Source organism: Alterinioella nitratireducens (assembly GCF_013155465.1).
Classification (GTDB): Bacteria; Pseudomonadota; Alphaproteobacteria; order Rhodobacterales; family Rhodobacteraceae; genus Alterinioella; species Alterinioella nitratireducens.
Map to the genome: position 1 here is coordinate 228,669 of NZ_JABJVX010000006.1, position 25,753 is coordinate 254,421.

Consider the following 25,753-nt stretch of genomic DNA (forward strand, 5'->3'; position numbering starts at 1 on the left):
AGTCTCCATGCAGCAGCCCTATTTCGATCCGCTCCTGTCCCGGCTCGGGCGCATCCGGCCCGTACATTCGATGGGCCAGGTGGTGGAGCTTCAGTCGGGCAGCCTCTGGGTGACCGGGCTGAACCGCGTTGCGGCCATTGGCGATTGCGTCGAGATCGCGGGAGGGATGCGCGCCGAGATCGTGCGCATGGGCCGGACCCGTGCGCAGGTGCTGCCCGAGGGCCCGGTCGAGGGGTTGCGCCCCGGCGATGCCGTGCGTCACCTGGGGCCCCGCATGATCGCGCCGGGGGTGCATTGGATCGGTCGGGTGATCGACCCCGATGGCACGCCGCTGGATGGACGGCCCCTGTTCCCCGGGCCGACCCCGCGCAGCCTGCGGGCCGCGCCCCCACCCGCCACGCGCCGCCGCGCCATGGGCGCGCGCCTGCCGACGGGGTTGGCCGTGTTCGACACGCTTCTGCCCATCGTCCAAGGTCAGCGGCTTGGCCTCTTCGCGGGCTCCGGCGTCGGCAAATCGCACCTCCTGTCACGCCTCGCGCGCGGGGTCGCGGCGGATGTGATCGTGATCGGGTTGATCGGCGAACGCGGCCGCGAAGTGCGCGATTTCGTCGAGGAAACACTTGGCGAAGACGGTCTGCAACGCGCGGTGGTGATCGCCGCGACCTCGGACCGCTCGCCGCTGGTGCGCCAGCGCGCCGCCTGGACGACGATGGCGGTGGCCGAGTTCTTTCGCGACCAGGGGGCCAATGTGCTGCTCCTGGCCGACAGCATCACCCGCTTTGCGCAGGCCCATCGTGAGGTTGCGGTGGCCTCGGGCGAGGCCGCCTCGCTCAAAGGTTATCCCGCCTCGATGGCGCAGGCCGTCATGTCGCTTTGCGAACGCGCCGGCCCGGGGGCAGAGGGTCAGGGCGACATCACCGCGATCCTGTCGGTCCTCGTCGCGGGGTCTGACATGGAGGAGCCGGTCGCCGACACGCTGCGCGGGGTGCTGGATGGCCATGTCGTGCTGAGCCGCGAAATTGCCGAACGCGGGCGGTTCCCGGCGATCGACCTCTTGCGCTCCGTCTCGCGCAGCCTGCCGCGCGCGGCCAGCGCCGAGGAAAACCTGCAGATCGCCACGGCGCGTCGGCATCTGGGGGCCTATGACCGGGCCGAGTTGATGCTGCAGGCCGGCCTCTACGCCGATGGCTCCGACCCGGCCATCGACGCCGCGATCAAGGTCTGGCCGGGGCTGGATACGTTCCTGACCGCGGACAGTGACGGGCCGGAAGCCGCCTTCGCCGCGCTTCAGGACGTGCTGGCCGCCGCCGGTTAACCGCCCTGCAACAGCGTCAACGCGATCGAGGCCGAGCTTGTGCCCGCGGAAAACTGCGCCACCTGGCTGCGGGCAAGGAACACGCGGATCAGGTCATCCATCGCTTCTGGGTCGGAAAACTGCGTGATGGAGTTTGAACCGAGGACGGATTCGGCCCGATCCTGGAAGAACTCCAGTTGCCGGTCCAGGTCCAACCCGGCAATCGAGCTTGGCAGGCCGAAGGCGGTTTCCATGACGGTGCGCAACGGTGTGTTGCCCATGACGCGGAACCACAAGGTGGACTCGCTGCCGCCGGATGCCGCCATTTCGGGCAATTCGCGCGCCGCATTGAGCGCGATGCGCATGTCGCCATCGACCTCGCCCACGGCCTGCTCGAAGCTCTGCTCGGTGAAGCGGTCGAGGATGCGGTCGGCAAAGCCCGGCAGGCGCGAGAGCGGCGGCAGGTCGGTGCCGAACCCGAACGCCTTGGAAAACTCGCGATACCGCTTGTCGGCCAGCCGGTTGGACAATGCGTCGTCAGCGACAACGCCATCATCCAGGATACGCTGGATGAAGGCCTTGTTGGGCAGATCGTCCTGCAACCCGAACGCGGTCAGCGCCACGCGAAGCAGGCGGTAATCCTTGACCAGGCCTTCGCCGGTCGCGACCGTGCCGATATTGTCGCGGAAATACTGCATGTCGCGTTGCAGGGACGGCGTGTTCGCCAATGCCGCACTCTGATCGGACTGGGTCCGTTGCAGGAATTGCCAGCCGGTGTAACCGCCAAGCGGGATGACGGGCGTGTAGCTCACGACGGGCGCGCCGCCATCAGCCTTTCCTCTCGCGGCAACAGGACGCGCAACGCCTTGAGCGCCTGGTAGACATTGCCGCCCACGACATGTTCGGTGGCGATGGCCAGCTGCCCACGACTGTCGGGGTCGGTGAAAACCTGGCTCAATTGCTCGATCCCGCGCAGAAGCTGCATCCGCGCCTCGTCCTCATCGGCGTCCCCTGAAAGAACAAGTTGTGCGATATAGCAGACCCGTCGGACCGGCGTCGTCACCTCCTCGGGGTGGATGGCGTCGCGCAGGCGCAGGATGTTGGCATTGGGTGTCATGATGGACAGGCGCGACCGCCGGTCGCCGTTTTCGATCACCGCGCCGTTGATCAGCACGCGCTCCTTCGGGCTGAGTTTCAGGACAAGACCGGTCATGCTGCCTGCGCCTCCCCTCGCAACCCGCGCATGACGGCGGTGTTGATCTCGATCAGCGGCGCGAAGGGCAGACCGTCCTTCAGCGCCTTGCGGCTGTGTTGCAGGGTGAATTCGGCCAGGTAGAAGATCTGCGCGCGCAGGGGTTGCGGCAGGGCGTTCTCGGCATCGGCCACGTTGGCGGCCATCAGCGTCCAGAGCCTGCGATTGTCATGCAGGGCGGCGGCGCGGGCGGCCATGCTGGCCTCGGGTCCGGCGGCGCGCGAAAGCTGCGCGGTCACCCGTTCAAAGGCGGCATGTTCGGTGCCGCGTTCGGTCTTCACGGCGGAATTGACGGAGGCGTAGGCCGATTGGGCCAGGAATGAGGATGTCACGGCGAGGGGGTCCTTCCGATGGGGGTCAGGTCAGGGGCACGGATGCGAAATCCGGGCCGGGGATCATGCCCCGGCCCGAACCCGGCCTTACCGGAAGAGAGAGAGGATCGACTGCGGCGCCTGGTTGGCAATCGACAGCGATTGCGTCGCCAGCTGCTGCTGAACCTGAAGCGCCTGCAACTTGGCCGAGGCTTCCTCCATATTGGCGTCGACCAGCGTGCCGATCCCCGCCTTCAGCGAATCGACCAGGGAATCGATGAAGTTGGTCTGGGTCTCGATCCGGCCCTGCGCCGAGCCGAAGGAGGCCGCCGCGTCGATCGAGTTCTGGATCAGCGTTTCCACGTTATCCAGCGCCGAATCGGCCCCGGCATCGCTGGTCACGTCGATATTGTCGAGACCGAAGAGCCCGCCCGAGGCAGTGCCGCCCGCCTGACCGTTATCGGTCAGCGTCATGGTCGCACCCGCCGTGGCGTCACTGCCGTCATAATCGACCAGCACGTTCCAGCCATCCGTGGCGTTACCCGTGACCTTGGTGGTCACACCGGTTTCGCCGCCTGCATCCACCGCGGTCTTCAACCCGCGCGCCACGTCCTCCATGGTCTCGCCCTTGCCCGCGACATAGTCGTAGTCGTTGCCGTTGACGGAGATGCGGTAGCTGTCGCCATCGTTGACGGTGGCCTGGGTGTCCAGCGCAACCGCTTCGGCGCGATAGGTCAGGTTGGTGGTGTCGGAGCCCGTTGCCGCGACAGCGGAGTCGCCGGTGCCGGCATTGGCCATCGCGACTGTATCGGTGCCGCCCGAGTTCCAGCCGACGGTGAATTCCTCGAAGGAGTTGGTGTTCGACAGGGTCAGGACGCCCGATCCGTTCGAGGACGCGGTGATCCCGGTCAGGCCGAGCGCGTTGATCTGCCCCTCGGCATTATCGATCATCGTTGCCGCATCGGTATCGAAGGCCACCGTGACGGTCGAGCCATTGATCGAAAGTTCCAGCGAATCGGCGCCGGAGGTGTTGGCATAGGTCAGCGCCACGGAATTGGCCGCCGCGGTGCTGTCGATGCTGCCTGCCGCCGCCGTGATGTTGGTCGCCAGCGACGCGCCGCTGCCATAGACGCCCGCCGTGGCCGTCAGGTCCTGGCGGTTCACCGTGATATTGCTGGCCGAGACCGAGCCGTTCTCCGACCGGTCCAGCGAGGACAGGATGTTCACGTCATCGGTGCCCTTGACGAGGTTCAGCCCGTTGAATTGCGCCGCACCGACGACCGAGTTGATCTGGTCGCGCAGCGCGTCGATATCGGTCTGGATCTTGGCGCGGTCGACGTTCTCTTCCTGCGCGGCGACGATCTTGCCCTTGATGTCGGTCAGGAGGTCGGTGACCGTTTCGGACGCGTTGCGCGCGACCGCCACGGTCGATTCACCCAAGGAGAGGCTCTCCGAGATACCCTTGAAGCCTTTCACATCGGACTCCATCACTTTGGAAATCGCCCAGACGGCGGAATTGTCCTTGGCCGAATCGACACGCTTGCCGGTGGAAATCTCCGTCTGGGTCTTGTTGAGATCGGTGTTGACGCTTTTCAACGTCTGCAGCGCGACCATGGCGCTGGTGTTGGTCAGAATACTGGACATGGAGTGCCCTTCCTTCAAGTTGCCGGGCGCAGGTTCCGCGCCCATTGATCCGACCTGCTTTCGCAGGCTCACTCGAAACGTCCTTCTGACGCCTGTAACGTCCTCGTTCGGTCCGTCACGCCACCTGGGTCAGGTGCAGGGTCACACTGGTTCGGAAAGCTCTAACAACCCCCTAAGGAAAAAATGGTTTTTCCCGTGGATTTTAGCGAAAGTCGCGGGGCTCAGCTGCGCCGTTCGAAACGCGGGCGGGTGCCGCCGATCCGGTCCGCGCGCCCCAGGCTGTCATAGCTGGTAAAGCCGCGCCCGCCCTGTCGTGCCGTGCGCGCATCCTGCACGCCGCGCAGCGCCGCCTGCAAAAGCTGCCCCTGCCGCGCGGCGCGTGTCTTGATCCGGTCCAGGCGACCGACCTGCGCCCTGTCGGGCGGATGCGCGGCGAGGGCGGCAAGCGCGCCGGTCAACCGGGCCTCGATCTCGGCCAGGCCGTCGAAGGCACCCGCAATGATCCTGGCGCCCTGCTCCTCCAGCGCGGTCTCGAGCGTCTCGAGCGGATCGGCGCGCATCATGGCCCGCCGCCTTCGCGCGCGACCAGTGCCTGAAAAAGCGATTCGGCCAGGCCGATGCCGCCGCCCTGGGCCATCGCGCGGGCCTGTTCATTGCGCAGGAAAGACGAAAACTGTTCCTCCCCCACGCCACCGCCGAACGTATCGCGCGCGGCCCCCGCGCCCGCATGGCGCAGCATCTCGGCCAGGAAAGATGCCTCCAGATCCTGCGCGACCTGGCGCAACTGCGCGGTTCGCTCAGGGGTGGGGGGCGGTCCGGCGGCGACGGATTGTGCAATCTCGGTCACGGGGAAACCTCCTCAAGTTGAAGCGATTATCCGTCGCGGTCGTAAAGATTTGGTAAGCTATCTGATCAATTCTGCCCCGGAGTTCTGGAAGAAGTCTGGATTTGAGACCGCATGACAGCCGGCATTGTCCCCCTGCCCCAATTTCCGTTCCTGTCGGCCCCCGGCCCGTCGGGCACCGTGCCGCCCGTCCTGTCCGATGGGGCGTTCCTGTCATTCCTGCTGCCTGATCGCTCCGACCGCATTCAGCCGTCCGGTCTGATGATCACGGACCAGCCGCCCCCCCCGGTCTCCGAGCGCGCGCTGCCGATCCCGACTGCCGGATCGGCGGAGGTGAGCCCCGGTTCGGTCGACTTGCCGGGTCAGGCGCCACTTGCCCCCCTATCAATTCCGTCGGCCAGCCAGTCACTGGCCGGGACCGCGCCGGATGCCGACCTGCTGACCGAAGCGCCCGGGATAGATACGCCGCCCCCACAACAGCCGCGTCGGCAGACAAGTATTGCCTTTAAGGACGAACCAGACCATCCCGCGCCGCAACAGCCTGCCCCGATGCCAGCGGGGCAGGAGCATCGCGCCTCGGCACCGGAATCCGGACGCGACAGTATCGACAATATCGCGCCTGGTGACGGCCCGTCCGCTCTGCGCCGCGCGGGGAACACGAACGTGCCCCCGTCCCCGACCGCGAGGATGATTGAACAGATCCCCGTGCCGGACGCGCGCCATGCCGCCCTTCCTAATGAAGAGGTCCGGCAAATGCCCCCGGCAGACGAATCGCTCCCGTCCGGGTCGGGTCCGACACCTTCAGCCACGACCAAGGGGATGGCCGATGCTGTCACGGCACGCGACATAGCTGTCGATACGGCGGCTTACACCGCCCTGCCGCCAGGCCCCGACGGGTCACCGCGCGCCATGACACAGCAGGCAGACGCCCCCCTGCCGCGCGCCACACGGTCGGGCGAGGCCCCCGCCGCGACCCATCCCTTTGCACTGTCACGCGATCCCCTCGCAACAGCCTCGGCCCCTGTTCAACCCGTCACACACGCGGCATTGTCCCCGACCGGCACCATAACGGCGACGTCCCCTCCGCATCCATCTGACTTGGCGATCAAACCTGCCCTGGCTCCGGGGGCGCTCCCCGCCGCCGCTGACAATTCGTTCGCACGATCCGCGCCAGATGGAACCGACGTCTTGCCGCCGCCACAGCCGCGCGCGGGCGCGCAACCCGTTCAAGGTCATAAGCCCTTCACGCCTGTCCGGTCAGTGCCACCCGATCCCCTTGCCGCAGGCCCTTCTGCGGCACCGGCCCCAGAAAGGAGTCTGCCGGGGGCCGCATCGCTCCCGGCTGCGATTTCCGCCGAGGTGCCCACCCCGGTCGTGGCCCCGGCGATGCGCGGCTCCCAGACCCTTGCCGCTACACCCGAGCCGTTCCGGCAAGCCATCCCGCCCGTCGCGACGGACGGTCCGAAACCTGGTCCTACAGGCGCCACCCAGGTACCGCGCCCTCAGACGCAGCCCCTGCCAATGGCACCCGGCGCATCGTCAGGACCGGATCGCGACCTCCCGCCCCCGGCGACACCCGCGCCGGTTATGGCCTCGGTGACGGCGTCGGCGCGGGCCGCGTCGCCCCCGATCCAGCTGCAAGCGGTCGGGGCACAGGACGCGCCCCTTCCCCCATCGCCCCCCCCCGCGCTCAGCCTGTCGGCATCGGTCGATCCCGTGGAGATCAGCACTCTGTTCTCAACCCCGGTGTCGGAACTGCCCGACATGCCGACAGCGACCTCACAGGCGCCGACCGCCACGCCCCTGCCCACGCGAGCAGAGCAGGTCGCGGCCCAGGTGGCCGCCGCTCTCTCCGGGTCCACCGCTGCACCGGATCGCAATGGACCGCTGGAAATCGCCCTCGATCCGCCGGAGCTTGGCAAGCTGCGCATCTCGGTCAGTCAGGGCGATGACGGTCTGTTTCTGGCGGTGACGGTGGACCGGCCCGAAACACTGGACCTGATGCGCCGCCACGCGGGCCTCCTGACGCAGGAGTTCCAGCGCCAGGGGTTGGAGCATTCCGGCTTCAGCTTCACAGGCCGGGGCGGCGGTGAGGCCAATCACGGCACTGGTTCCGGCCCGCCTGAGCGGGCCGTTTCGGACACCCCCGGCCTGTCCACCGCCACGCCCCCCCTCGCGGCCACCGGCCTCGATATCCGCATCTGAAGGAGACCCAGCAAATGGAGATCACCCCCGCATCCACACCAGCCACCGCCCGCGCGGGCAGCACCGGTCAAACCATGATCAACTCGGATTTCCAGACCTTCCTGACCATGCTGACGACGCAGATGCAGAACCAGGATCCGCTGAACCCGATGGACTCGACCGAGTTTGCCTCGCAGCTTGCCACCTTTTCCGGGGTGGAACAGCAGGTGCGCACCAATGACCTGCTGACCGGCCTCAGCCAGAGCATGGCGCAGGGGGGTATGAGCCAGGTCGCGAACTGGATCGGAATGGACGCCCGCGCCGAGATGCCGATGGCCTTCCAGGGCGAGCCGCTGACTCTCTATGCCCCCGGCCACCCGCTGGCCGACCGGATGGAACTGATCGTCACCGACGGGGCTGGCAACGAGATGCAGCGCCTGCGCGTCCCGACCAGCGAGACGCCTTTCGAATGGGCCGGAGTCACCACCGATGGCAGCCCCCTGCCGCAGGCGGTCTATGGCTTCCATGTCGAATACTTCAGCGAGGATGAGCCGATCGGCGTCCAGCCCGCGCAAGGCTACGCCACGATCGAAGAGGCGCAGATCGTGGATGGCGAGGTCTGGCTGTCGATGCCGGGCGGCGTACAGGTGCGATCGGCGCTGGTCGAGGCGATGCGCGAGGCCGCCTGAGGCAAGGGCGGACAGGCGCGATGCCCGCCCCTGTTTCTATCCGCGTCTACTTGGTCGGATCGGGCGCGGTACCGCCCTGCCCGCCACCGCCGCCACCGATGATCAGTTCCGCCTGCGGATAGCCGACCTCATCCGAGGGGGCTGTGGTGCCGACATAGATGTCATACTGACCCTGCAACGGGCTGCCCCAGGTGATGTTGGGCTGCAACTCGCCCGCGCTGTCATCGTCGCAATACCAGCGCCCGTCCGGCGCGTTGATCAGCAGCGTGGTGTCGAACTGGCTGGTTACCTCGAAGCTCAGCGGTGCGCCACTGCCCTGGTATTGCACCCGGAAATCCGGCGCTTCCGCGACGTGCCCGACGCAGCCCTGTCCGGCGGAAGAGGCCAGCAGGCTGCCCCCCGCCAGCAATTGCTGACGGTGCGGATCGGGCTGGAACCCGGCGGAAAGCTGCACGAAACCGAAGGTCGGCGGCAGGGTGTAATCGGGCTCGCTCGCGCGCAGATCGACCTGCGGCGTCTCGCCCGCCATGGTGGCGTTGATCCAGTCGGTATAGGCCGACACGCGGGTATAGGTGCCGTAATGGTCACCGTCCTGGTGGCAATAGGTGCCGCCCGAGACCAGCCCGACCTGCACATAGCCTTGCGCATCATAGGCATGCAGCGGCCCGCCGCTGTCGCCCCGGCAGGCATCGGCCACCGCCTCGCGGAAGCCCGCGCAGATGATGGTATCGTCGGCGGAGGGATCGCAAAGACTGTTCTGCACGATGGGCACCGCCGCCCCCAACAGAACCTCGGAGGTGTCCCATAGTGACGGGGCCGAGGTGCTGCCGCGTTCCTCGACCGTCAGCGGACCGCGCCCGCGCGCGATATGCGGCGGCGGGGTCAGGCCCCATCCGATGATCACCGATTGCCCGCCCGGTGCCTCGACCGTCGCCGCCGTGGGCGCCTGCGACAGGCGCACCGGCGTCACCGCCATCGGGCGCGCCATCTCCAACAGCGCGATGTCGTTGATGCCGACGCCCTGATACCCGGCATGGACATAGATCCGGTCCACGTCATAGGCGATTCCGCCGCCCGACAGGCTGGAGGAGTTGGCGTAGACTTCCAGCCCCATCGGGTTGTTGGGCGGTTCCGTATCGACGCAATGCGCCGCCGTCAGAACCCACCGATCCGCGATCACTGTCGCGCCGCAGAAATGGCCGTCGAACCGGCTGCGCGCATTGGCCCGGTTGAGGGACACCATCCAGGGAAAATCCCCGATCGAGACGGGACAGCCGCCCATCACCCGGTCGCCCGAACAGAACTCCTGCGCCTCGGCCCGACCCGCAAAAAAGGTCCAGGACGCCAGAACAAGGGCCCCAACCGCAATTGCTTTTGTAAACATGTGATTGCACCTCCCAACCAGCATCGACAGCCGCCAATGCGGCCCTGTAATCTCGAAACCCCTACCGCGCGCCGGGGCCCGCTTCGGAGATGACGTTCCAGCCCAAAGCCTCGCCGCTGCGCAACCCGCGATTCTCGGGCGCGTTGTTGACCTCGGCCCCCGCACCGCCGGCCACGGCCGCCGCGACGGACAGCGTTTCGATGATCAGCGTGGCGGGCGGCGCGATCTCGGTCTCGCCCCTGGTCCCGACCCAGATCCGGTAGGAGCCCGGCGTCTGCTGATCGAGGTCCAGCACCGGCCCGCCACCATCCGCGGCACCCGCGGTGCAGATCCAGGTCTGGTCCGGGCCGTAGAGCATCAGGGTCGTGGGCCCGTCGCTGGCGGTGCGCAGGCTGATCGGGCCGATCTCCGGGGTCCAGTTCAGCTGGTAATCGGGGTTGCTGGCGACAAAGCCGCTGCACTGGCCATCCAGTTGCGCGGAATCCTCATACCCCCCGGCCAGCAGGTTCAGGTGCAACCCCTGCGGCGGCGGCGGTCCGTCCAGCTCGACCACGCCATAGGCCGGCACCCCGCCCGTCAGGATGCCGCGCCCCGGCTTGGTCCCGGTGGGCAGGCTTGCGCCCGCGCGAACTGGCGCTTCATTGCTGTTGTCATGGCTGTTGCCGGGCTGGAAATGCGGCGGGATCTCCCCGGCGAAGGCGAATTCCAGCCAGGGCACCTGCCGCCCGCCAGTGGCGGTGCGCACCTGGAACGAGACCTCGTACATGATGTCGTCGATGCGCCGCTCGGGCCGTTCCAGCGCCCGCAAGAGCGCGCTGGTGAAAAGGCCGTTGCGCCCCTCCCCGTCCGAGGAGGTCTGACCGGGCGCGGCCGCATACATGATGAAGGCCGAGGCACCGGCGGGCGTTTCCATCGGGCTGAGGCCGGTGCCCATCTCGCGGCCGCCGCCGCGTTCTGGCAGCGGGTTGTTGCGGCAGGCATCCAGGATGATCACGCCTGTCGCCCCGGTCGCGGCCAGCCGCTCCAGAAAGCGCGGCGCGGGGTAGGACCAGTCGGGCACGTCATCGGCGAACTCGATCTCCTCGTCATCGACGGGGATCAGGTAATTGGTGCCTTTGTATTCCACGCCATGACCGGCAAAGTAGAACACTGCCAGGTCGCCGGGGTTCAGCGTGCGGGTAAAGTCGCGGATCGCGATCTGCATCGACCGCAGATCCTGTTCCAGCAAAGGGCCGTCGCCATAGAGGCGAAACCCGATCTCCTGCAGCCGGGCGGCCATGTCTTCGGCATCGTTGACGGGATTGATCAGCGGGTTCGCAGCATAGCTGGAATTGCCGATGACAAGTGCTACCCGCTCCGCGCTGGCGGCCCCGGCAAGGGCAAGTCCGGCCAGGACTGACAGGATGACGGACAGCGCTTCAGCCCGAAGACCACGCAGCAGCGACACGGCGGAAAACTCCCAAATCAAAAATTCATTGCGGGCATTATGCCCCGAAATCCTGATTTTTCCGACTCATTTATTTTTGAACCGACCGGGGGGTTGGACCGTCTCGGGGCGCGCGCGCAAGGGGACCGGATCAGCCCAACAGTTCCCACAAGATCACCACCGCCCCGGTGACAGCGATGCCCACCAGGAAGGCCGGGATGCGTTGCCGCCAGGGGGATGGCGGATGGCGCGGCAGGGTCTTGGCCTGGCCAAGCAGCGCCGCCTCGGCCAGTTGCGGCAGGCGCGGGCCGAAGCGTGCCAGGATCTGCGCCGTGCGCACAAGGTCACGGGCCATCGCCTTGGGGCCGAGATTCTCGGTGATGTAGCTTTCGACCACGGGCCGCGCCGATTTCCAGATGTTGATATTGGGATCGAGCGACCGTGCCACCCCCTCGACAACCACCATGGTGCGTTGCAGCAGGATCAGCTCGGTCCGCGTCTCCATCCCGAATTGTTCTGTTACGTCAAAGAGATAGCTGAGAAGGCGTGCCATCGAAATCTTGCTGGCATCCATGCCGAAAATCGGCTCGCCCACGGATCGCAGGGCCTGCGCGAATTCACCCACATCGCGGTCGGCAGGGACGTAACCGGCCTCGAAATGCACCTCGGCAACGCGGCGGTAATCGCGCCGGATGAAGCCCATCAGGATCTCGGCATAGATGCGGCGGGTAAACTCGTCCAGCCGCCCCATGATGCCGAAATCCAGCGCCACGATATTGCCGCTTGCGTCCACCTTCAGGTTGCCCTGGTGCATGTCGGCATGGAAATACCCGTCGCGCAGGGCGTGGCGCAGGAACATCTGCAACACGCGTTCGGCCAGCACTGTCCGGTCATGGCCGCCCGCGTCGATGGCCGCGACATCGCCCATCGGCGCGCCCTCGGCCCAATCCAGTGTCATCACCCGGCGCGAGCACAGGAACCAGTTGACCTGCGGCACTTTGAACCCGTCATCCTCGGCGGTATTGGCGGCAAATTCCCCGGCGGCCGAGCTTTCGATGCGCAGGTCCAGTTCGCGCAGCACGACGCCCTCGAAATGTTCGATCACGTCATGCGGGCGCAACCGCCGCGACGAGGGCGACAGCGTCTCGATCACCGTGGCGATCAGGTAGAAGGCGTCGATATCGCGGCGAAAGGCACGCTCGATACCGGGGCGCAGAACCTTCACCGCGACCTCCTGGCCCGTCTCGCGCAGCGTCGCGCGATGCACCTGCGCGATGGAGGCGGCGGCGACGGGCGGCGAAAACGCGGTGAACAGCTCCTCAAGCGGCGCTTCCAGCTCCTCCGCGACCATGCGCTTGGCGACATCGGTGTCAAACGGCGGCAGCTTGTCCTGCAACACCCGCAATTGCAGCGCCAGCTCTTCGCCGACCACATCGGGCCGGGTCGAGAGGATCTGCCCGAACTTGATATAAGCGGGGCCAAGTGCGGTCAGCGCGCGGGTGACGGGCGGCAGGTTGGTATCCCCCTTCAGCCCGAGCCACTTGAACGGCCAGCCCAGGATCCGCGCGCCCGCCCGCACGAAGGGCGGGGCCTGCATCGCCTCCAACGCCACCTTCATGGCGCCGGTGCGTTCGAACGTGGCCCCGGTGCGGATGAGGCGCCAGATATTATGCGGTCCGCGCATCGCTCAGATCTTCCAGCCCGAATGCAACGCCGCGATGCCCATCGAGAGGTTGCGATATTTGACCTGGCTGAACCCCGCCTCGCGGATCATGCTTGCGAAGATCTCCTGATCGGGGAATTTGCGGATGCTTTCGACCAGGTATTGATAGCTGTCGTGATCGCCCGCTATCGCCTGCCCCATCTTGGGGATGACGTTGAAGGAATAGAGATCATAGAGCTTCTGCAGTCCCTCGTTGGGCAATTGGCTGAACTCCAGCACCATCAACCGGCCACCGGGTTTCAGGACGCGGAACGCCTCGGACAGGGCGTCGGCAATGCGGGTGACGTTCCGGATGCCGAAGCTGATCGTGTAGACGTCGAAGCTGCCGGCTTCGAACGGCAGCGCCATCGCGTCGCCGACGATCCAGTCCAGCCGGTCGGCAAAATCCTCGGCCTCGGCGCGTTTCTGACCCTCGACCAACATGCTTTCGGTCATGTCCAGCACGGTCGCGTGCGCCACGGGCGCGCGGCGCAGGAAACGGAACGAGATATCGCCGGTGCCGCCCGCAACATCCAAGAGGCGCTGCCCGTCGCGCGGGGCCAGCCAATCCATCATCGCATCCTTCCAGACACGGTGGATACCCATCGACATGACATCGTTCATGACATCGTATTTCGACGCGACACTGGAAAAGACGCCGTGGACCATCCCGGCCTTTTCCTCCTCGCCTACGGTGCGGAACCCGAAATGGGTTGTCCTGTCGTCTTTCGTCATCTTGAAACTGCCCTGTTCCGATCCAGATCGGGGGTATACCTTTGCGCCCAGAGGGGCAAATCATCAATTGCCGCAGCGCGCCCGGTGCTGCTAGGGAATGGCGCTTTGACCCTCCTGTATCAAAGTTAGGTAAAGGCCGATGCCCGAACTGCCCGAGGTCGAGACCGTGCGCCGTGGCCTTGCCCCGGTGATGGAAGGTGCGCGCATCACCGCCGCCGATATCCGCCGCCCCGATCTGCGCTGGCCTTTCCCTGCGGACATGGCCGCGCGGCTGACGGGCGCGCGGGTGGAGCGCTTGCGTCGCCGGTCGAAATACATCCTGGTCGATCTGGACACCGGCGAGACGCTGCTCATTCATCTCGGCATGTCGGGGCGGATGCTGATCTCGACCCGCGGCGCGGATCAACCCCTGGCCGCGTTCTTTCACGCCCTGCCCGCCCCCGCCAAGCATGACCACGTCGTGCTGGACATGGAGGGCGGCGCGCGGATCACCTTCAACGACGCCCGCCGCTTCGGCGCTATGGACCTGATGGCGACCGCCACCGCCGAGGCGCATCCGCTGCTGGCCAGCCTCGGGCCCGAGCCCCTGGGCAACCGCTTTGACGGCCCCTACCTGGCCGCGGCCCTCAAGGGCCGCCGCACCCCGATCAAATCCGCCCTGCTGGACCAGCGAATCGTGGCGGGCCTGGGCAATATCTATGTCTGCGAAACGCTCTACCGCGCCGGTATCTCGCCCAAACGCCACGCGGGCCGACTCGCAGCCCCCCGTGCCGCGGCGTTAGTCCCGATTATTCGCGATGTGTTGAACGACGCCATTGCCGCAGGCGGATCGTCCCTGCGCGACCATCGCCAGACCAGCGGAGAGCTTGGCTATTTCCAGCATAGTTTTCAGGTATATGGCCGCGAGGACATGCCCTGCGCCACACCCGGATGCAGGTCGCGCATTCGGCGCATCGTGCAATCGGGCCGCTCCAGCTTTTACTGCCCCGGCTGTCAAAGATAGCTTGAACCGGACGCGCGGGCTGATAACCCTGCCTCCTTGAGGACACCAAACACCGGGACGGATCGACATGGCCTACGAGACCCTGAACGTCGAGAACAAGGACCACATCTGCCTGATCAAGCTGAATCGGCCCGACGCGCTGAACGCCTTGAACACGCAGCTTCTGGAGGAACTGTGCACGGCGCTGGAGAAGGCCGATGCCAATGACAAGGTGCGCTGCATCGTCATCACGGGATCGGAAAAGGCTTTTGCCGCCGGGGCCGATATCAAGGAGATGTCGACCAAGAGCTTCGTCGAAGTCTATAACGAAAACCTCTTTGCCGACAGCACCGACCGGCTGACCGCGATCCGCAAGCCGATCATCGCCGCCGTGGCGGGCTACGCGCTTGGCGGCGGCTGCGAGCTGGCGATGGCCTGCGACTTCATCATCGCCGCCGACAGCGCCAAGTTCGGCCAGCCCGAGATCAACCTGGGCGTCATCGCCGGTATGGGCGGCAGCCAGCGCCTGACACGGTTCGTCGGCAAGTCCAAGGCGATGGACATGAACCTGACGGGCCGCTTCATGGATGCCGAGGAGGCCGAGCGGTCAGGGCTGGTCAGCCGCGTGGTGCCCGCGAAAAAGCTGATGGACGAGGCAATGGCCGCCGCCGCCCGCATCGCCGAGAAATCCATGGCCTCGGTCAAGGCCGCCAAGGAGGCGGTCAACCGCAGCTATGAAACCACCCTCTCCGAGGGGCTCCTGTTTGAGCGCCGGGTGTTCCATTCGCTCTTCGCGACCGAGGACCAGAAGGAGGGCATGGCCGCCTTCCTCGAAAAGCGCGAGGCACAGTTCCGCGACAAGTGACGCGGGGGGTGCGATTCCGGGCTTTCCTTTCGCCGCAATATCCCCTAAACGGCCCGCCATACATGCGTGCGAGGTCCGCTTGACCAGATTCGGCCGGTTCCAGAAACCCGGTGTGGGCATCGCTTTCGCGTTCGACAGTCACCTGACAGCCCACCGAAGGGAACCCGAGACATGGCCAATACGCCGCAAGCCAAGAAACGCGCCCGCCACAACGAAGCGCGCTTCGCCATCAACAAAGCCCGCCGTTCGCGCATCCGCACCTACCTGCGCAAGGTCGAGGAGGCCATCGCCTCCGGCGACCAGGCCGCTGCCCAGGCCGCCCTGCGCGCCGCTCAGCCCGAGCTGATGCGCGGCGTCACCAAGGGGGTGTTGCACAAGAACACCGTTGCGCGGAAAATGTCGCGCCTGTCCTCGCGCGTGAAGGCGCTCGGGGCCTGATCGGGGCCTTCAAACCCCTTGTTTACAAGGCGTCCCACCCGGGGCGCCTTTTTTCTTTTCCGGAATTTCCCTGATCTTCGGCACCTTTATCCGGGCCCTCGGGGATTCGTTGCACCCCCCTCCCGAGTCAAGCGCAATGATTGATTGCGACAAGCGTCCGAGTCCCGCTAGCTTGAGATCAATGATTCACATTGTCTGGGGGGACATTCAGCTGCGTCATGACAGAATTGACCGGGTCCACGACAGCGCTGCCATGCTGCGTTAGAGAGACCGGGCAATCGGACCGGAAAGGTCCGGTCAGGCGCAGTCGGAAAGCCGTGTGATCGGGGGCTTCAGGGCCATCCGCGTCACATAGGTCCTTTCGCTATCCGGCCACGTGCCGGGTCTGGCGAGGTTCCGAGATGTCCAGAGACCTTTGCCCTTCGGGGCGCCGCACCAGAATCGCTCGGGCCGAAGGGTCCGGGGGATGGTTGGCGTCTGTCGGGCGGAGCTTCTTGGTTTTTCCGTCGCGGAAGACCGGCCAGCGCACCGGATCCCGGTGGGGCAACACGCGTGTCGGCAAACGGCACCAGGCCCGGACCGGCGCGCGGATGATGCGGAACAGTTGGAAGGCGAAGGGACAACCAGGGCGGCGCACGCATCGCCCGCGCGGAGGATCGGCTGCTCAGGGCCGGGACCGCCCGCGTCAATTGAAAAGAAGACGGGAATAGAATGACTCAGGATACGTGGGGCCAGGTTCGGGGCGAGCTGCTCAAGTCTGTCGGCAAGAACAATTTTTCGGCCTGGATCGAGCCGATTACCTTCAATACGGTCCAGAACCGCACCGCGCATTTCAATGTGCCCACGAATTTCATCGGCACCTGGGTCACGCAGCATTTCTCGGATGTCATCCTGCGCCACCTGATCTCGGCCGGGGTCGATGTCGACCGGGTCCAGTTTGCCGTGAATGCCGCCGCCGTGGCCTCGAACGCGGGAAATTCCAACAGCGCGCCGACCCCGACGCCCGCCCCGGCCCCCGCGCCGCAGTCCCGCAGGGCGGTTCAGGCCGCGCCGCAGGACCTGCCCGAATCCGCCCTGAACCCCGCCCATACCTTCGCCAATTTCGTCGTCGGCAAGCCCAACGAACTGGCCCATGCCGCCGCCCGCCGCGTGGCCGAAGGCGGGGCCGTGTCCTTCAACCCGCTCTTCCTCTATGGCGGCGTCGGCCTCGGCAAGACGCATCTGATGCACGCCATTGCCTGGGAATTGCGGCAGAGCCAGCCGCAGCTCAAGGTGATCTACCTTTCCGCCGAACAGTTCATGTATCGCTTCATCCGCGCCCTGCGCGACCAGGACACGATCAGCTTCAAGGAAACCTTCCGCTCGATCGACGTGCTGATGGTCGATGACGTGCAGTTCATCGCCGGCAAGAACTCCACCCAGGAGGAATTTTTCCACACCTTCAACGCGCTCATAGAACTCGGCAAGCAGATCATCATCTCGGGCGACCGCGCCCCGGTGGACATGGAGGAGCTCGACAACCGCATCGCCTCGCGGTTGCAATGCGGGCTGGTGGTGGACCTGCACCCGACCGATTACGAATTGCGCCTCGGCATCCTGCAACAAAAGGTCGAGGCACAGCGCGAACGCCACCCCGACCTCAAGATCGCGCCCGGCGTGATGGAGTTCATCGCACATCGCGTCTCCTCCAATGTGCGGGTGCTGGAAGGCGCGCTGACCCGGCTCTTCGCCTTCGCCGACCTGATCGGTTGCGAGATCACCATGGACATGACGCAGGAATGCCTGTCCGACATCCTGCGCGCCTCCGACCGCAAGGTCACGATGGAGGAGATCATCAAGAAGACCTGCGAGCATTACCACCTGCGCCAGACCGACCTTATGAGCCCGTCGCGCGCCCGCAACATCGCGCGCCCCCGGCAGATGGCGATGTATCTGTGCAAGAAACTGACCACCCGGTCCCTGCCCGAGATCGGGCGCAAGTTCGGTGGCCGCGACCACACCACCATCCTGCACGGGGTGCGCAAGATCGAGGAGCTGATCTCGCTCGACAGCCAGATCGCCGAGGATGCCGAATTGCTGCGCCGGATGCTGGAGGCCTGACCCCGCTCTCCCCTTCCCTGTTCGCGAACCTTCTTTGTTCCAAAAATATCCTCGGGGGAGCGCGAGGGGGCAGACAGCCCCCTCGCACGGGTCGATGCGCCGAAGGCGCAACGAAACCAACCAATTCACCTAAAATCGTATCTGCCCATTGACGCCGCCGCGCCAGTCGCGAAACTCCAACAAAACACTTGTGCGTGATGCCCGGTCGGGTAGTCTCGCCGCCCCGCACCCTGTCGGAGCCAGGACATGAAACTCTCTATCGAACGCGCGGCGCTGCTCAAGGCCGTCTCTCAGGCCCAGTCTGTCGTCGAACGTCGCAACACCATCCCGATCCTGGCCAATGTGCTGATCGAGGCCGAAGGCGACACCGCCTCGTTCCGCGCCACCGACCTCGATATCGAGGTGGTCGACAAGTGCGCGGCGCAGGTGGAACGCGCAGGCGCCACCACGGTTTCCGCCGTGACCCTGCACGAGATCGTGCGCAAGCTGCCCGATGGCGCGCTGGTCAGCCTCGCCGATGACGGCACCTCCGGCAGGCTGGAAGTGAACGCGGGCCGCTCCTCCTTCTCGCTGGCGACGCTCCCGCGCGAGGATTTCCCGGTCATGACCACGACCGAATACAGCGCCAATTTCTCGGCCCCCGCCAAGGTGCTGCGCCGCCTCTTCGACAAGTCGAAATTCGCCATTTCGACCGAGGAGACGCGCTATTACCTCAACGGGGTCTACATGCATGTCGCCGATGGCGAGGAGGGGCGCGCGCTGCGCTGCGTCGCCACCGACGGCCACCGCCTGGCCCGCGTCGATGCGCCCTTGCCGCAAGGCGCGGAAAACATGCCCGGCGTGATCGTGCCGCGCAAGACCGTGGGCGAGATGCGCAAACTTCTGGACGATGACGACATGTCCATCGCGGTCTCGGTCTCGGAAACCAAGGTGCGGTTTGCGACACCCGACATCACCCTGACCTCCAAGGTCATCGACGGCACCTTCCCCGACTACACCCGCGTCATCCCCACCGGCAACACCCGCCGGATGGAAGTCGATGCCGCCGAGTTTGCCAAGGCCGTCGACCTGGTCGCCACCGTCTCCTCTGAGCGCTCGCGCGCCGTGAAACTGGCGCTGGACGAGGATCGGCTGGTCCTCTCCGTCAACGCCCCCGACAGCGGCGCAGGTGAGGCGGAACTGGCCGTGGCCTATGGCGATGAGCGGCTGGAGATCGGCTTCAACGCGAAATACCTGCTGGAGATCGCCAGCCAGGTGGATCGGGAAAATGCGGTGTTCCTGTTCAACTCCTCCGGCGATCCGACCCTGATGCGCGAGGGCAACGACACCTCGGCGGTTTATGTGGTCATGCCGATGCGGGTGTGACGGGCCGCTCCTCCGCCCGTTCCGGGCGTCCTCGCCTGATCGCCTCCGGCGGAGGTATTTTTGGCAAAATGAAAGGGCAAGGGCATGTCAGGCATCCATGTCGGGCACCTCACCCTGTCGCATTTCCGTTCGCACCGGCTTGGCCGGATGGCGCTGGATGGCCGTCCCGTTGCGCTCTTCGGTCCCAATGGCGCGGGCAAGACCAATATCCTCGAAGCGGTCTCGCTCCTGTCGCCGGGTCGCGGTCTGCGACGCGCCGGGGCCGAGGAGATGGCGCGGCGGCCTGAGCGGTTGGGCTGGAAGATCCGCGCGACCCTGGCTGACGGGGCCCGCATCCACGAGGTCGCGACCGGGGCCGAGCCGGGCCAGCCGCGAAGCTTGCGCATCGACGGCAAGCCCGCGCCGCAACTGGCGCTGGCCGATCTCACCCGCATCGTCTGGCTGGTGCCCGCGCAGGACCGGCTTTGGATCGAGGGGGCCGAGGGGCGGCGGCGCTTCCTCGACCGGGTCACGATGAGCTTTGTCCCCGCCCATGGCGAGGCGGTTCTGGCGCATGAAAAGGCCATGCGCGAACGCAACCGGCTGCTCAAGGACCAGGTCCGTGACACGATGTGGTACGAGGCGATCGAGGCGCAGATGGCCGAGGCGGCAGCAAGGATCGTGGCCTATCGGCGCGAGGCCGTGGCGCGGCTGGCGGCGGCGCAGGCAGGGTCGGAGACCGCCTTTCCCGCCGCGGAACTGGGCGTGATCGAGGCCGAGGGCAGCGAGGGACTGGACAGCGCGGATGATTTCGCCACCGCCCATGCCGCATCGCGCCCGCGCGACATGGGCGCGGGCCGCAGCCTGATCGGCCCGCATCGCAGCGACCTTGGCGCGGTCTACACGGCCAAGGGCACGGACGCGCGGCACTGCTCGACGGGGGAACAGAAGGCGCTGCTGATTTCGCTCATCCTCGCCAACGCGCGCGCGTTGAAGTCCGAGACCGGGGCCGCGCCGCTTGTGTTGCTGGATGAGGTCGCCGCACATCTGGACACGGCCCGTCGCGCGGCGCTCTTCGACGAGATCTGCGCGCTTGGCGGGCAGGCCTGGATGACCGGCACCGGGGCGGAGCTGTTCGCCGAGCTTGGCCCCCGCGCGCAAGCCTTCGAGATCGGCGAACAGAGCGGCATTTCAACCATCGCGGAGGCACGCCCATGACCCCGGAACGCATCACCCTGATTACCCTGGGCGTGGCCGATATGGCGCGGTCCCGCGCCTTCTACGCGGCACTTGGCTGGCAGATGCACCCTGAAAGCCAGGAAAAAGTAACCTTCTACCAGGCCAACGGCTTTGCCTTCGGTCTTTTCGGGCTGGAGGATCTGGCCCGCGATCAGGGCCGCCCGGATGCGGCACTTGGCACCGGGGCGATGACGCTGGCGCAAAACTTCGCGACCATGCCCGAGGTCGATGCGGCCTATGCGCAGGCGCTGGCCGCCGGGGCGACGCCACTAAAGGCCCCCGAAAAGGTCTTCTGGGGCGGCTATTCGGGCTATTTCGCCGACCCCGATGGCCATGTCTGGGAACTGGCGATGAACCCGTTCTGGCCGCTCAATGATGACGGCTCCCTCACCTTGCCGGACGCCGCCGATGCAGATTGAGGCCATCCACGAGATCGACCTGACGCCCGAACGGGACGCCGAGATTGCCGCGCTGCTTGCCCGCACCTTTGGCGCGGATGACGGGTATGGCGGCATGTCCTTCTATAATCAACGCCACCATTTGCGGCTGCTGGCGCGCCTGGACGGGGAACTTGTCGGCCATTACGCGCTTGGCTTTCGCGCGATGCGGATGGGCGCGAAACGCGTGCAGATCATCGGCATTGGCGAGGTGGCGACCGACCCCGACCATCGGGGCAAGGGCGTGGCCACGGCCCTCATGGCGGCCACGTTGGACCGTGCGCGCGCCAGCATGGCGGATTTCCTGGTGCTCTTCGGGGTGCGTCCGATCTACGAAGGCTCCGGGTTTGTCGCGAAGGAGAATACCGTGCGGCATATGGGGATCGAGAACGGCCATAGCACCGGGATCATCGAGAAGGGCGATACCAAGCTGAAGGTCTACCCGCTGAAAGACACGGTATGGGATGACGATGCCCTGATCGACCTGCTCGGCCCGACCTTCTAGCCCATGACCATCTCCGCGCTCGATATCACGCTCTATGCCACGGCGCTCTTCGTGCTCTTCCTGACGCCCGGTCCGGTCTGGCTGGCCACGGCGGCGCGCACTCTGGCGCATGGCGCGGGCGCGGCGCTGCCATTGATCCTGGGCGTCGCGATCGGCGATGTCCTGTGGTCGCTTCTGGCCATTCTGGGCCTGTCCTGGGTGGTCTCGGCCTATGCCGGGATCATGGTGGCGCTGAAATGGCTGGCGGTTCTGGTCTTTGCGGTCATGGGCCTGCTGCTGATCCGCCACGCCGCACGGCCCATCGACGCCGACAGCCGCCTCAACCGGCGTGGGGCCTGGGCGGGCTTCATCGCCGGGCTGGCCGCGATCCTGGCCAACCCCAAGGCGATCCTGTTCTACATGGGGATGCTGCCCGGCTTCTTCGACCTGACCGCGCTGACCAGGGCCGACATTGCCGTCATCGCCACCGTGTCGATGGCGGTTCCGGTCGTGGGCAACATGGGGTTCGCGCTGATCATCGACCGGGCGCGGCTGCGCATCACCTCGCCCGACAGGCTGCGGCGGATCAACCAGGTGGCGGGCGGCTTGCTGATCTGCGTGGCCGGGGTAATCGCCCTTTCAGGGGTGTGGAATTAGCCCCCCTGGGCGCCCGTTTCCGCGTTCCCCGGCACCCCCCTTAATCTTGTGCCGGAAGGGTGACATTCCCCCCTGGAACCCCTATAAAACAGCAGCAAGAATAACAGGGCATTTCCATGACCGACAGCGCGCAGGCACCCGGCGAATACGGGGCTGAATCCATCAAGGTTCTCAAAGGGTTGGAGGCTGTTCGCAAACGGCCCGGCATGTATATCGGCGACACCGATGACGGCTCTGGCCTGCATCACATGGTCTACGAGGTCGTGGATAACGGCATCGACGAGGCGCTGGCTGGTCATGCCGATGCGGTGACGGTCACGATCCACCCCGACAACTCGGTCTCGGTCAGCGATAACGGGCGCGGGATTCCGGTGGGCATCCACGAGGGGGAAGGCGTTTCCGCCGCCGAGGTCATCATGACCCAACTGCACGCGGGCGGGAAGTTCGACGACAATTCCTACAAGGTCTCGGGCGGCTTGCACGGGGTCGGCGTTTCGGTGGTCAACGCGCTGTCCGATTGGCTGGAGCTGCGCATCTGGCGCGAGGGCAAGGAACATGTCGCGCGCTTCGAGGGCGGCTTTACCACGCAACACCTCGAGGTCGTGGGCGATGCGAATGGCAAGCAGGGCACCGAGGTGCGCTTCCTCGCCTCCACCAAGACCTTCTCCAACCTCGATTACGTCTTCAAGACGCTGGAGAACCGGCTGCGCGAACTGGCCTTCCTCAATTCCGGCGTCCGCATCGTGCTGGAGGATCTGCGCCCCGCCGAGCCGCTGAAATCCGAGCTTTTCTACGAGGGCGGGGTCAAGGAATTCGTCAAGTATCTCGACCGCTCCAAATCCGGCATGATGGAGGATCCGATCTTCATCACCGGCACCCGCGACGGGATCGAGATCGAGGCCGCGATGTGGTGGAACGACAGCTACCATGAAACCGTGCTGCCCTTTACCAACAACATCCCGCAGCGCGATGGCGGCACCCACCTGGCGGGCTTTCGCGGCGCGCTGACGCGGACCATCAACCTCTATGCCAACTCCTCCGGGCTGGCCAAGAAGGAGAAGGTCAATTTCACCGGCGACGACGCGCGCGAGGGTCTGACCTGCGTGCTGTCGGTGAAGGTGCCGGACCCGAAATTTTCCAGCCAGACAAAGGACAAGCTGGTCTCCTCCGAGGTGCGCCCCGCGGTCGAGGGGCTGATGAACGAGAAACTGTCCGAGTGGTTCGAGGAAAACCCGGTTCAGGCCAAGATGGTCGTCGGCAAGATCGTCGAGGCGGCGCTGGCCCGCGAAGCCGCCCGCAAGGCGCGCGAATTGACCCGGCGCAAGACCGCGATGGATGTGGCCTCGCTGCCCGGCAAACTGGCCGATTGCCAGGAGAAAGACCCCGCCAAGTCCGAGCTCTTCATCGTCGAGGGCGACAGCGCCGGCGGCTCGGCCAAGCAGGGCCGGTCGCGCCACAACCAGGCGATCCTGCCCCTCAAGGGCAAGATCCTGAACGTGGAACGGGCCCGCTTCGACCGGATGCTCGGGAGCCAGGAGATCGGCACGCTGATCACCGCGCTTGGCACCGGGATCGGCCGGGACGAGTTCAGCATCGACAAGCTGCGCTACCACAAGATCGTCATCATGACCGATGCCGATGTCGACGGCGCGCATATCCGCACCCTCCTGCTGACCTTCTTCTACCGGCAGATGCCCGAGATCATCGAGGGCGGATACCTCTATATCGCACAGCCGCCGCTCTACAAGGTCAGCCGGGGCAAGTCCGAGGTCTACCTCAAGGACGAAACCGCGCTGGAGGATTACCTGATCCAGATGGGCACAGACGGGGCCATCCTGCGCCTGCCCTCGGGCGAGGAGATCGCCGGATCGGACCTCGCCCGCGTGGTCGAGGCCGCCCGCAGCTTCAAGCGCATCCTCGATGCCTTCCCGACGCATTACCCGCGCCACATCCTGGAACAGGCCGCGATTGCCGGGGCCTTCGATCCGGGCCGCGCAGATGACGACCTGCAACGCGTCGCCGATGACGTCGCCAAGCGGCTGGACCTGGTTGCGGTCGAATATGAACGCGGCTGGCAGGGGCGGATCACCCAGGATCACGGCATTCGCCTGTCCCGCGTCCTGCGCGGGGTCGAGGAGATCCGGACGCTCGACGGCGCGGTCCTGCGCTCGGGCGAGGCGCGCAAGCTCAGCCAGGTCAGCCAGGAAAGCCGCACCATCTACCGCGACCCCTCGCACCTTGCGCGCAAGGACCGGGAACAGCTGATCCACGGGCCGACCGAATTGCTGGAGGCCATTCTCGACGAAGGCGTCAAGGGCTTGCAGTTGCAGCGCTACAAGGGCCTTGGGGAAATGAACCCCAATCAACTGTGGGAAACCACGCTGGACCCCGAGGCGCGGACGCTGTTGCAGGTCACGATCGAGGATATCGCCGAGGCCGACGACATCTTCACCAAGCTGATGGGCGATGTCGTCGAACCGCGCCGCGAATTTATCCAGCAGAACGCGCTGAGCGTCGAGAACCTGGATTTCTGATCGTCTGTAGGTACGCGCATAGTTTTTCGCGGGTTGAGGTCGGGGTGCGCCCCGTGTTTCTTATATCTTTAAAATGGCTGCCGCGAATTCTGGAACTCGCGTTTTTTGCGATAGCTTCGCACAGAACGCGTTAGGTCACTTCTGGATGGCGAACGAGCTTTGCCTTACTGTTTCGGTCGATGGGGCATTGCCCATCTGAGTTACGGCCGCGGCGGTGGTGAAGCGCAACGCGTTCATGTTAATGGGAAAAACTCGATCAGGCATATCACATCACGCCGCGACAAATCCCGGTCGCGGCATAACCGAGCGGGAAATCCACTTACGAAACGGCTCGAAACTGTTCAGACAAACCAAGCCACCTCTGCTCAACCACCGGGGTCGGCTGCCAAGTCGTGTCGATTTCTCACGCTCGACACCGGCTTTCGTGGTCCAATGCTTGATTACTACCCTGATGGCGGCGCGGTGGTTCCATCGCCAGACGATCTCGTCGAGTTGTCCGCGCTTTGATGCCAACGCCCTGATAAGGCGTATCCTTGAATGTGGGAGGGTGCGCCCTGCATCAAGCTGGAAGGCCATGAACCGTACAATGAGTTCCGCGTCGATCCTGTCGGTCTTGGCGCGTGTGCCCCGGCTGACGGCGAAGGCTTTGATCTGGGCTGGCGGCAATTGCCGCGTCAAGATCCGGGCAGCGTCAAGGGCGGACCACAGACGCCATACACCGCACCGTCAGCAACCTCTGCCAAGGCGGCTGGCGGGGGTAAGTTAGCAGACTGGAGGAACAGAAGAGGTCAGTTCTGCCTTGGCGGGACTCGCCGAGAGGGATGCGAATGGCGCGGAGTGACCGGGCACGGGGCATCGACCCGGCGCTCTTCGACTGCGGCTGGAGCAGGGTTTCAGGATCCTGGCAGGGACTTTCCAGGCTCGCGAAGATGGTTCGGGCCGCGCGTGGGTGTTCGATGGCGATCTTCAAGGCCATTTCACAAGGGGGCTGCCACCCCGGGGCGCAACTGTGGGCTCAGCACATCTATCTCACGACGAAGTCGATCCATATCCTCGGCGGTCGCGGCACTCATGACGGGAAGAAACAGCTCTCGAAAGCCGAGATCGACCGTGTGGCGCGGCGGTTCGAGAAGATAGTGTCCCGGGAAATGGTGTAACTTTGCTCTTCGGCCTTGGCTCGGCCGCAGTTACAGGGCGGCGATTGTCGC

The 25,753-nt window shown here is 65.7% G+C and carries 24 protein-coding genes; 14 read left to right on the top strand and 10 right to left on the bottom strand.

The window, feature by feature from the left end; all coding sequences use genetic code 11:
• Positions 1-7: 7 nt before the first annotated feature.
• Positions 8-1,315 carry a FliI/YscN family ATPase gene (locus HNS34_RS12265; protein ID WP_172320360.1) on the top strand — a complete coding sequence of 436 codons (1,308 nt, stop codon included), beginning with the start codon at positions 8-10 and terminating at the stop codon, positions 1,313-1,315.
• Here the strand turns inward: HNS34_RS12265 and HNS34_RS12270 are convergent.
• The 6 genes from HNS34_RS12270 to HNS34_RS12295 form a co-directional block, all read right to left on the bottom strand.
• Positions 1,312-2,106, bottom strand: coding sequence for a DUF1217 domain-containing protein (locus tag HNS34_RS12270; RefSeq protein WP_172320361.1), 795 nt, complete (start codon positions 2,104-2,106; stop codon positions 1,312-1,314). The two genes, HNS34_RS12265 and HNS34_RS12270, sit on opposite strands and share 4 nt — an antisense overlap.
• Complete coding sequence (gene flbT / locus HNS34_RS12275) at positions 2,103-2,507, bottom strand: flagellar biosynthesis repressor FlbT (protein WP_172320362.1); 405 nt, start codon at positions 2,505-2,507, stop codon at positions 2,103-2,105. The genes HNS34_RS12270 and flbT overlap by 4 nt, the downstream gene beginning before the upstream one ends.
• The gene (gene flaF, locus HNS34_RS12280; RefSeq protein WP_172320363.1) at positions 2,504-2,878 is read right to left on the bottom strand and encodes a flagellar biosynthesis regulator FlaF; all 375 of its coding nucleotides are present in this window, start codon (positions 2,876-2,878) and stop codon (positions 2,504-2,506) included. Before flaF ends, flbT begins: the two co-directional genes overlap by 4 nt.
• 87 nt (positions 2,879-2,965) lie before the next feature.
• On the bottom strand, positions 2,966-4,501 hold the full coding sequence (locus HNS34_RS12285) for a flagellin N-terminal helical domain-containing protein (protein ID WP_172320364.1): 1,536 nt from the start codon (positions 4,499-4,501) through the stop codon (positions 2,966-2,968).
• Between the two features lie 221 nt (positions 4,502-4,722).
• Positions 4,723-5,064, bottom strand: coding sequence for a hypothetical protein (locus HNS34_RS12290; RefSeq protein WP_172320365.1), 342 nt, complete (start codon positions 5,062-5,064; stop codon positions 4,723-4,725).
• Positions 5,061-5,348: a rod-binding protein gene (locus HNS34_RS12295; protein ID WP_407925861.1), complete on the bottom strand. Its 288-nt coding sequence runs from the start codon at positions 5,346-5,348 to the stop codon at positions 5,061-5,063. Before HNS34_RS12295 ends, HNS34_RS12290 begins: the two co-directional genes overlap by 4 nt.
• 1,713 nt (positions 5,349-7,061) lie before the next feature.
• Here HNS34_RS12295 and fliK point away from each other — a divergent pair.
• Complete coding sequence (fliK, locus tag HNS34_RS12300; RefSeq protein WP_172320366.1) at positions 7,062-7,550, top strand: flagellar hook-length control protein FliK; 489 nt, start codon at positions 7,062-7,064, stop codon at positions 7,548-7,550.
• A 14-nt stretch (positions 7,551-7,564) separates the two neighbouring features.
• Positions 7,565-8,218 carry a flagellar hook capping FlgD N-terminal domain-containing protein gene (locus HNS34_RS12305; protein ID WP_172320367.1) on the top strand — a complete coding sequence of 218 codons (654 nt, stop codon included), beginning with the start codon at positions 7,565-7,567 and terminating at the stop codon, positions 8,216-8,218.
• A gap of 46 nt (positions 8,219-8,264) precedes the next feature.
• Here the strand turns inward: HNS34_RS12305 and HNS34_RS12310 are convergent, their stop codons facing one another.
• The 4 genes from HNS34_RS12310 to ubiE all read right to left on the bottom strand — a co-directional run bounded on the left by HNS34_RS12310 (position 8,265) and on the right by ubiE (position 13,465).
• Complete coding sequence (locus HNS34_RS12310; protein ID WP_172320368.1) at positions 8,265-9,602, bottom strand: S1 family peptidase; 1,338 nt, start codon at positions 9,600-9,602, stop codon at positions 8,265-8,267.
• A gap of 61 nt (positions 9,603-9,663) precedes the next feature.
• Positions 9,664-11,049: a caspase family protein gene (locus tag HNS34_RS12315; RefSeq protein ID WP_172320369.1), complete on the bottom strand. Its 1,386-nt coding sequence runs from the start codon at positions 11,047-11,049 to the stop codon at positions 9,664-9,666.
• Between the two features lie 130 nt (positions 11,050-11,179).
• Positions 11,180-12,712, bottom strand: a complete 1,533-nt coding sequence (gene ubiB, locus HNS34_RS12320; RefSeq protein WP_172320370.1) for a 2-polyprenylphenol 6-hydroxylase — start codon at positions 12,710-12,712, stop codon at positions 11,180-11,182.
• Between the two features lie 3 nt (positions 12,713-12,715).
• A complete protein-coding gene (ubiE, locus tag HNS34_RS12325) occupies positions 12,716-13,465 on the bottom strand; it encodes a bifunctional demethylmenaquinone methyltransferase/2-methoxy-6-polyprenyl-1,4-benzoquinol methylase UbiE (protein ID WP_172320371.1) in 750 nt (249 codons plus the stop codon).
• A gap of 139 nt (positions 13,466-13,604) precedes the next feature.
• On the opposite strand from ubiE, the gene mutM reads away from it, so the two are divergent.
• The 11 genes from mutM to HNS34_RS20750 all read left to right on the top strand — a co-directional run bounded on the left by mutM (position 13,605) and on the right by HNS34_RS20750 (position 25,702).
• Positions 13,605-14,468 carry a bifunctional DNA-formamidopyrimidine glycosylase/DNA-(apurinic or apyrimidinic site) lyase gene (gene mutM, locus HNS34_RS12330; RefSeq protein ID WP_172320372.1) on the top strand — a complete coding sequence of 288 codons (864 nt, stop codon included), beginning with the start codon at positions 13,605-13,607 and terminating at the stop codon, positions 14,466-14,468.
• 67 nt (positions 14,469-14,535) lie between these two features.
• A complete protein-coding gene (locus HNS34_RS12335) occupies positions 14,536-15,312 on the top strand; it encodes an acryloyl-CoA hydratase (protein ID WP_172320373.1) in 777 nt (258 codons plus the stop codon).
• A 171-nt stretch (positions 15,313-15,483) separates the two neighbouring features.
• Complete coding sequence (gene rpsT, locus HNS34_RS12340; RefSeq protein ID WP_172320374.1) at positions 15,484-15,750, top strand: 30S ribosomal protein S20; 267 nt, start codon at positions 15,484-15,486, stop codon at positions 15,748-15,750.
• Between the two features lie 711 nt (positions 15,751-16,461).
• Complete coding sequence (gene dnaA / locus HNS34_RS12345) at positions 16,462-17,850, top strand: chromosomal replication initiator protein DnaA (RefSeq protein ID WP_172320375.1); 1,389 nt, start codon at positions 16,462-16,464, stop codon at positions 17,848-17,850.
• Between the two features lie 246 nt (positions 17,851-18,096).
• Entirely contained in the window at positions 18,097-19,215 is a 1,119-nt protein-coding gene (gene dnaN, locus HNS34_RS12350) for a DNA polymerase III subunit beta (RefSeq protein ID WP_172320376.1), read from the top strand.
• 84 nt (positions 19,216-19,299) lie between these two features.
• Complete coding sequence (recF, locus tag HNS34_RS12355; RefSeq protein WP_172320377.1) at positions 19,300-20,412, top strand: DNA replication/repair protein RecF; 1,113 nt, start codon at positions 19,300-19,302, stop codon at positions 20,410-20,412.
• Positions 20,409-20,852: a VOC family protein gene (locus tag HNS34_RS12360; RefSeq protein ID WP_172320378.1), complete on the top strand. Its 444-nt coding sequence runs from the start codon at positions 20,409-20,411 to the stop codon at positions 20,850-20,852. The genes recF and HNS34_RS12360 overlap by 4 nt, the downstream gene beginning before the upstream one ends.
• Positions 20,842-21,375: a GNAT family N-acetyltransferase gene (locus HNS34_RS12365; protein WP_172320379.1), complete on the top strand. Its 534-nt coding sequence runs from the start codon at positions 20,842-20,844 to the stop codon at positions 21,373-21,375. Before HNS34_RS12360 ends, HNS34_RS12365 begins: the two co-directional genes overlap by 11 nt.
• A gap of 3 nt (positions 21,376-21,378) precedes the next feature.
• The gene (locus HNS34_RS12370; protein ID WP_172320380.1) at positions 21,379-22,011 is read left to right on the top strand and encodes a LysE family translocator; all 633 of its coding nucleotides are present in this window, start codon (positions 21,379-21,381) and stop codon (positions 22,009-22,011) included.
• Positions 22,012-22,127: 116 nt separating this feature from the next.
• A complete protein-coding gene (gene gyrB / locus HNS34_RS12375; RefSeq protein WP_172320381.1) occupies positions 22,128-24,545 on the top strand; it encodes a DNA topoisomerase (ATP-hydrolyzing) subunit B in 2,418 nt (805 codons plus the stop codon).
• A gap of 956 nt (positions 24,546-25,501) precedes the next feature.
• Positions 25,502-25,702 carry a hypothetical protein gene (locus HNS34_RS20750; protein ID WP_235952706.1) on the top strand — a complete coding sequence of 67 codons (201 nt, stop codon included), beginning with the start codon at positions 25,502-25,504 and terminating at the stop codon, positions 25,700-25,702.
• Positions 25,703-25,753 lie beyond the last annotated feature (51 nt).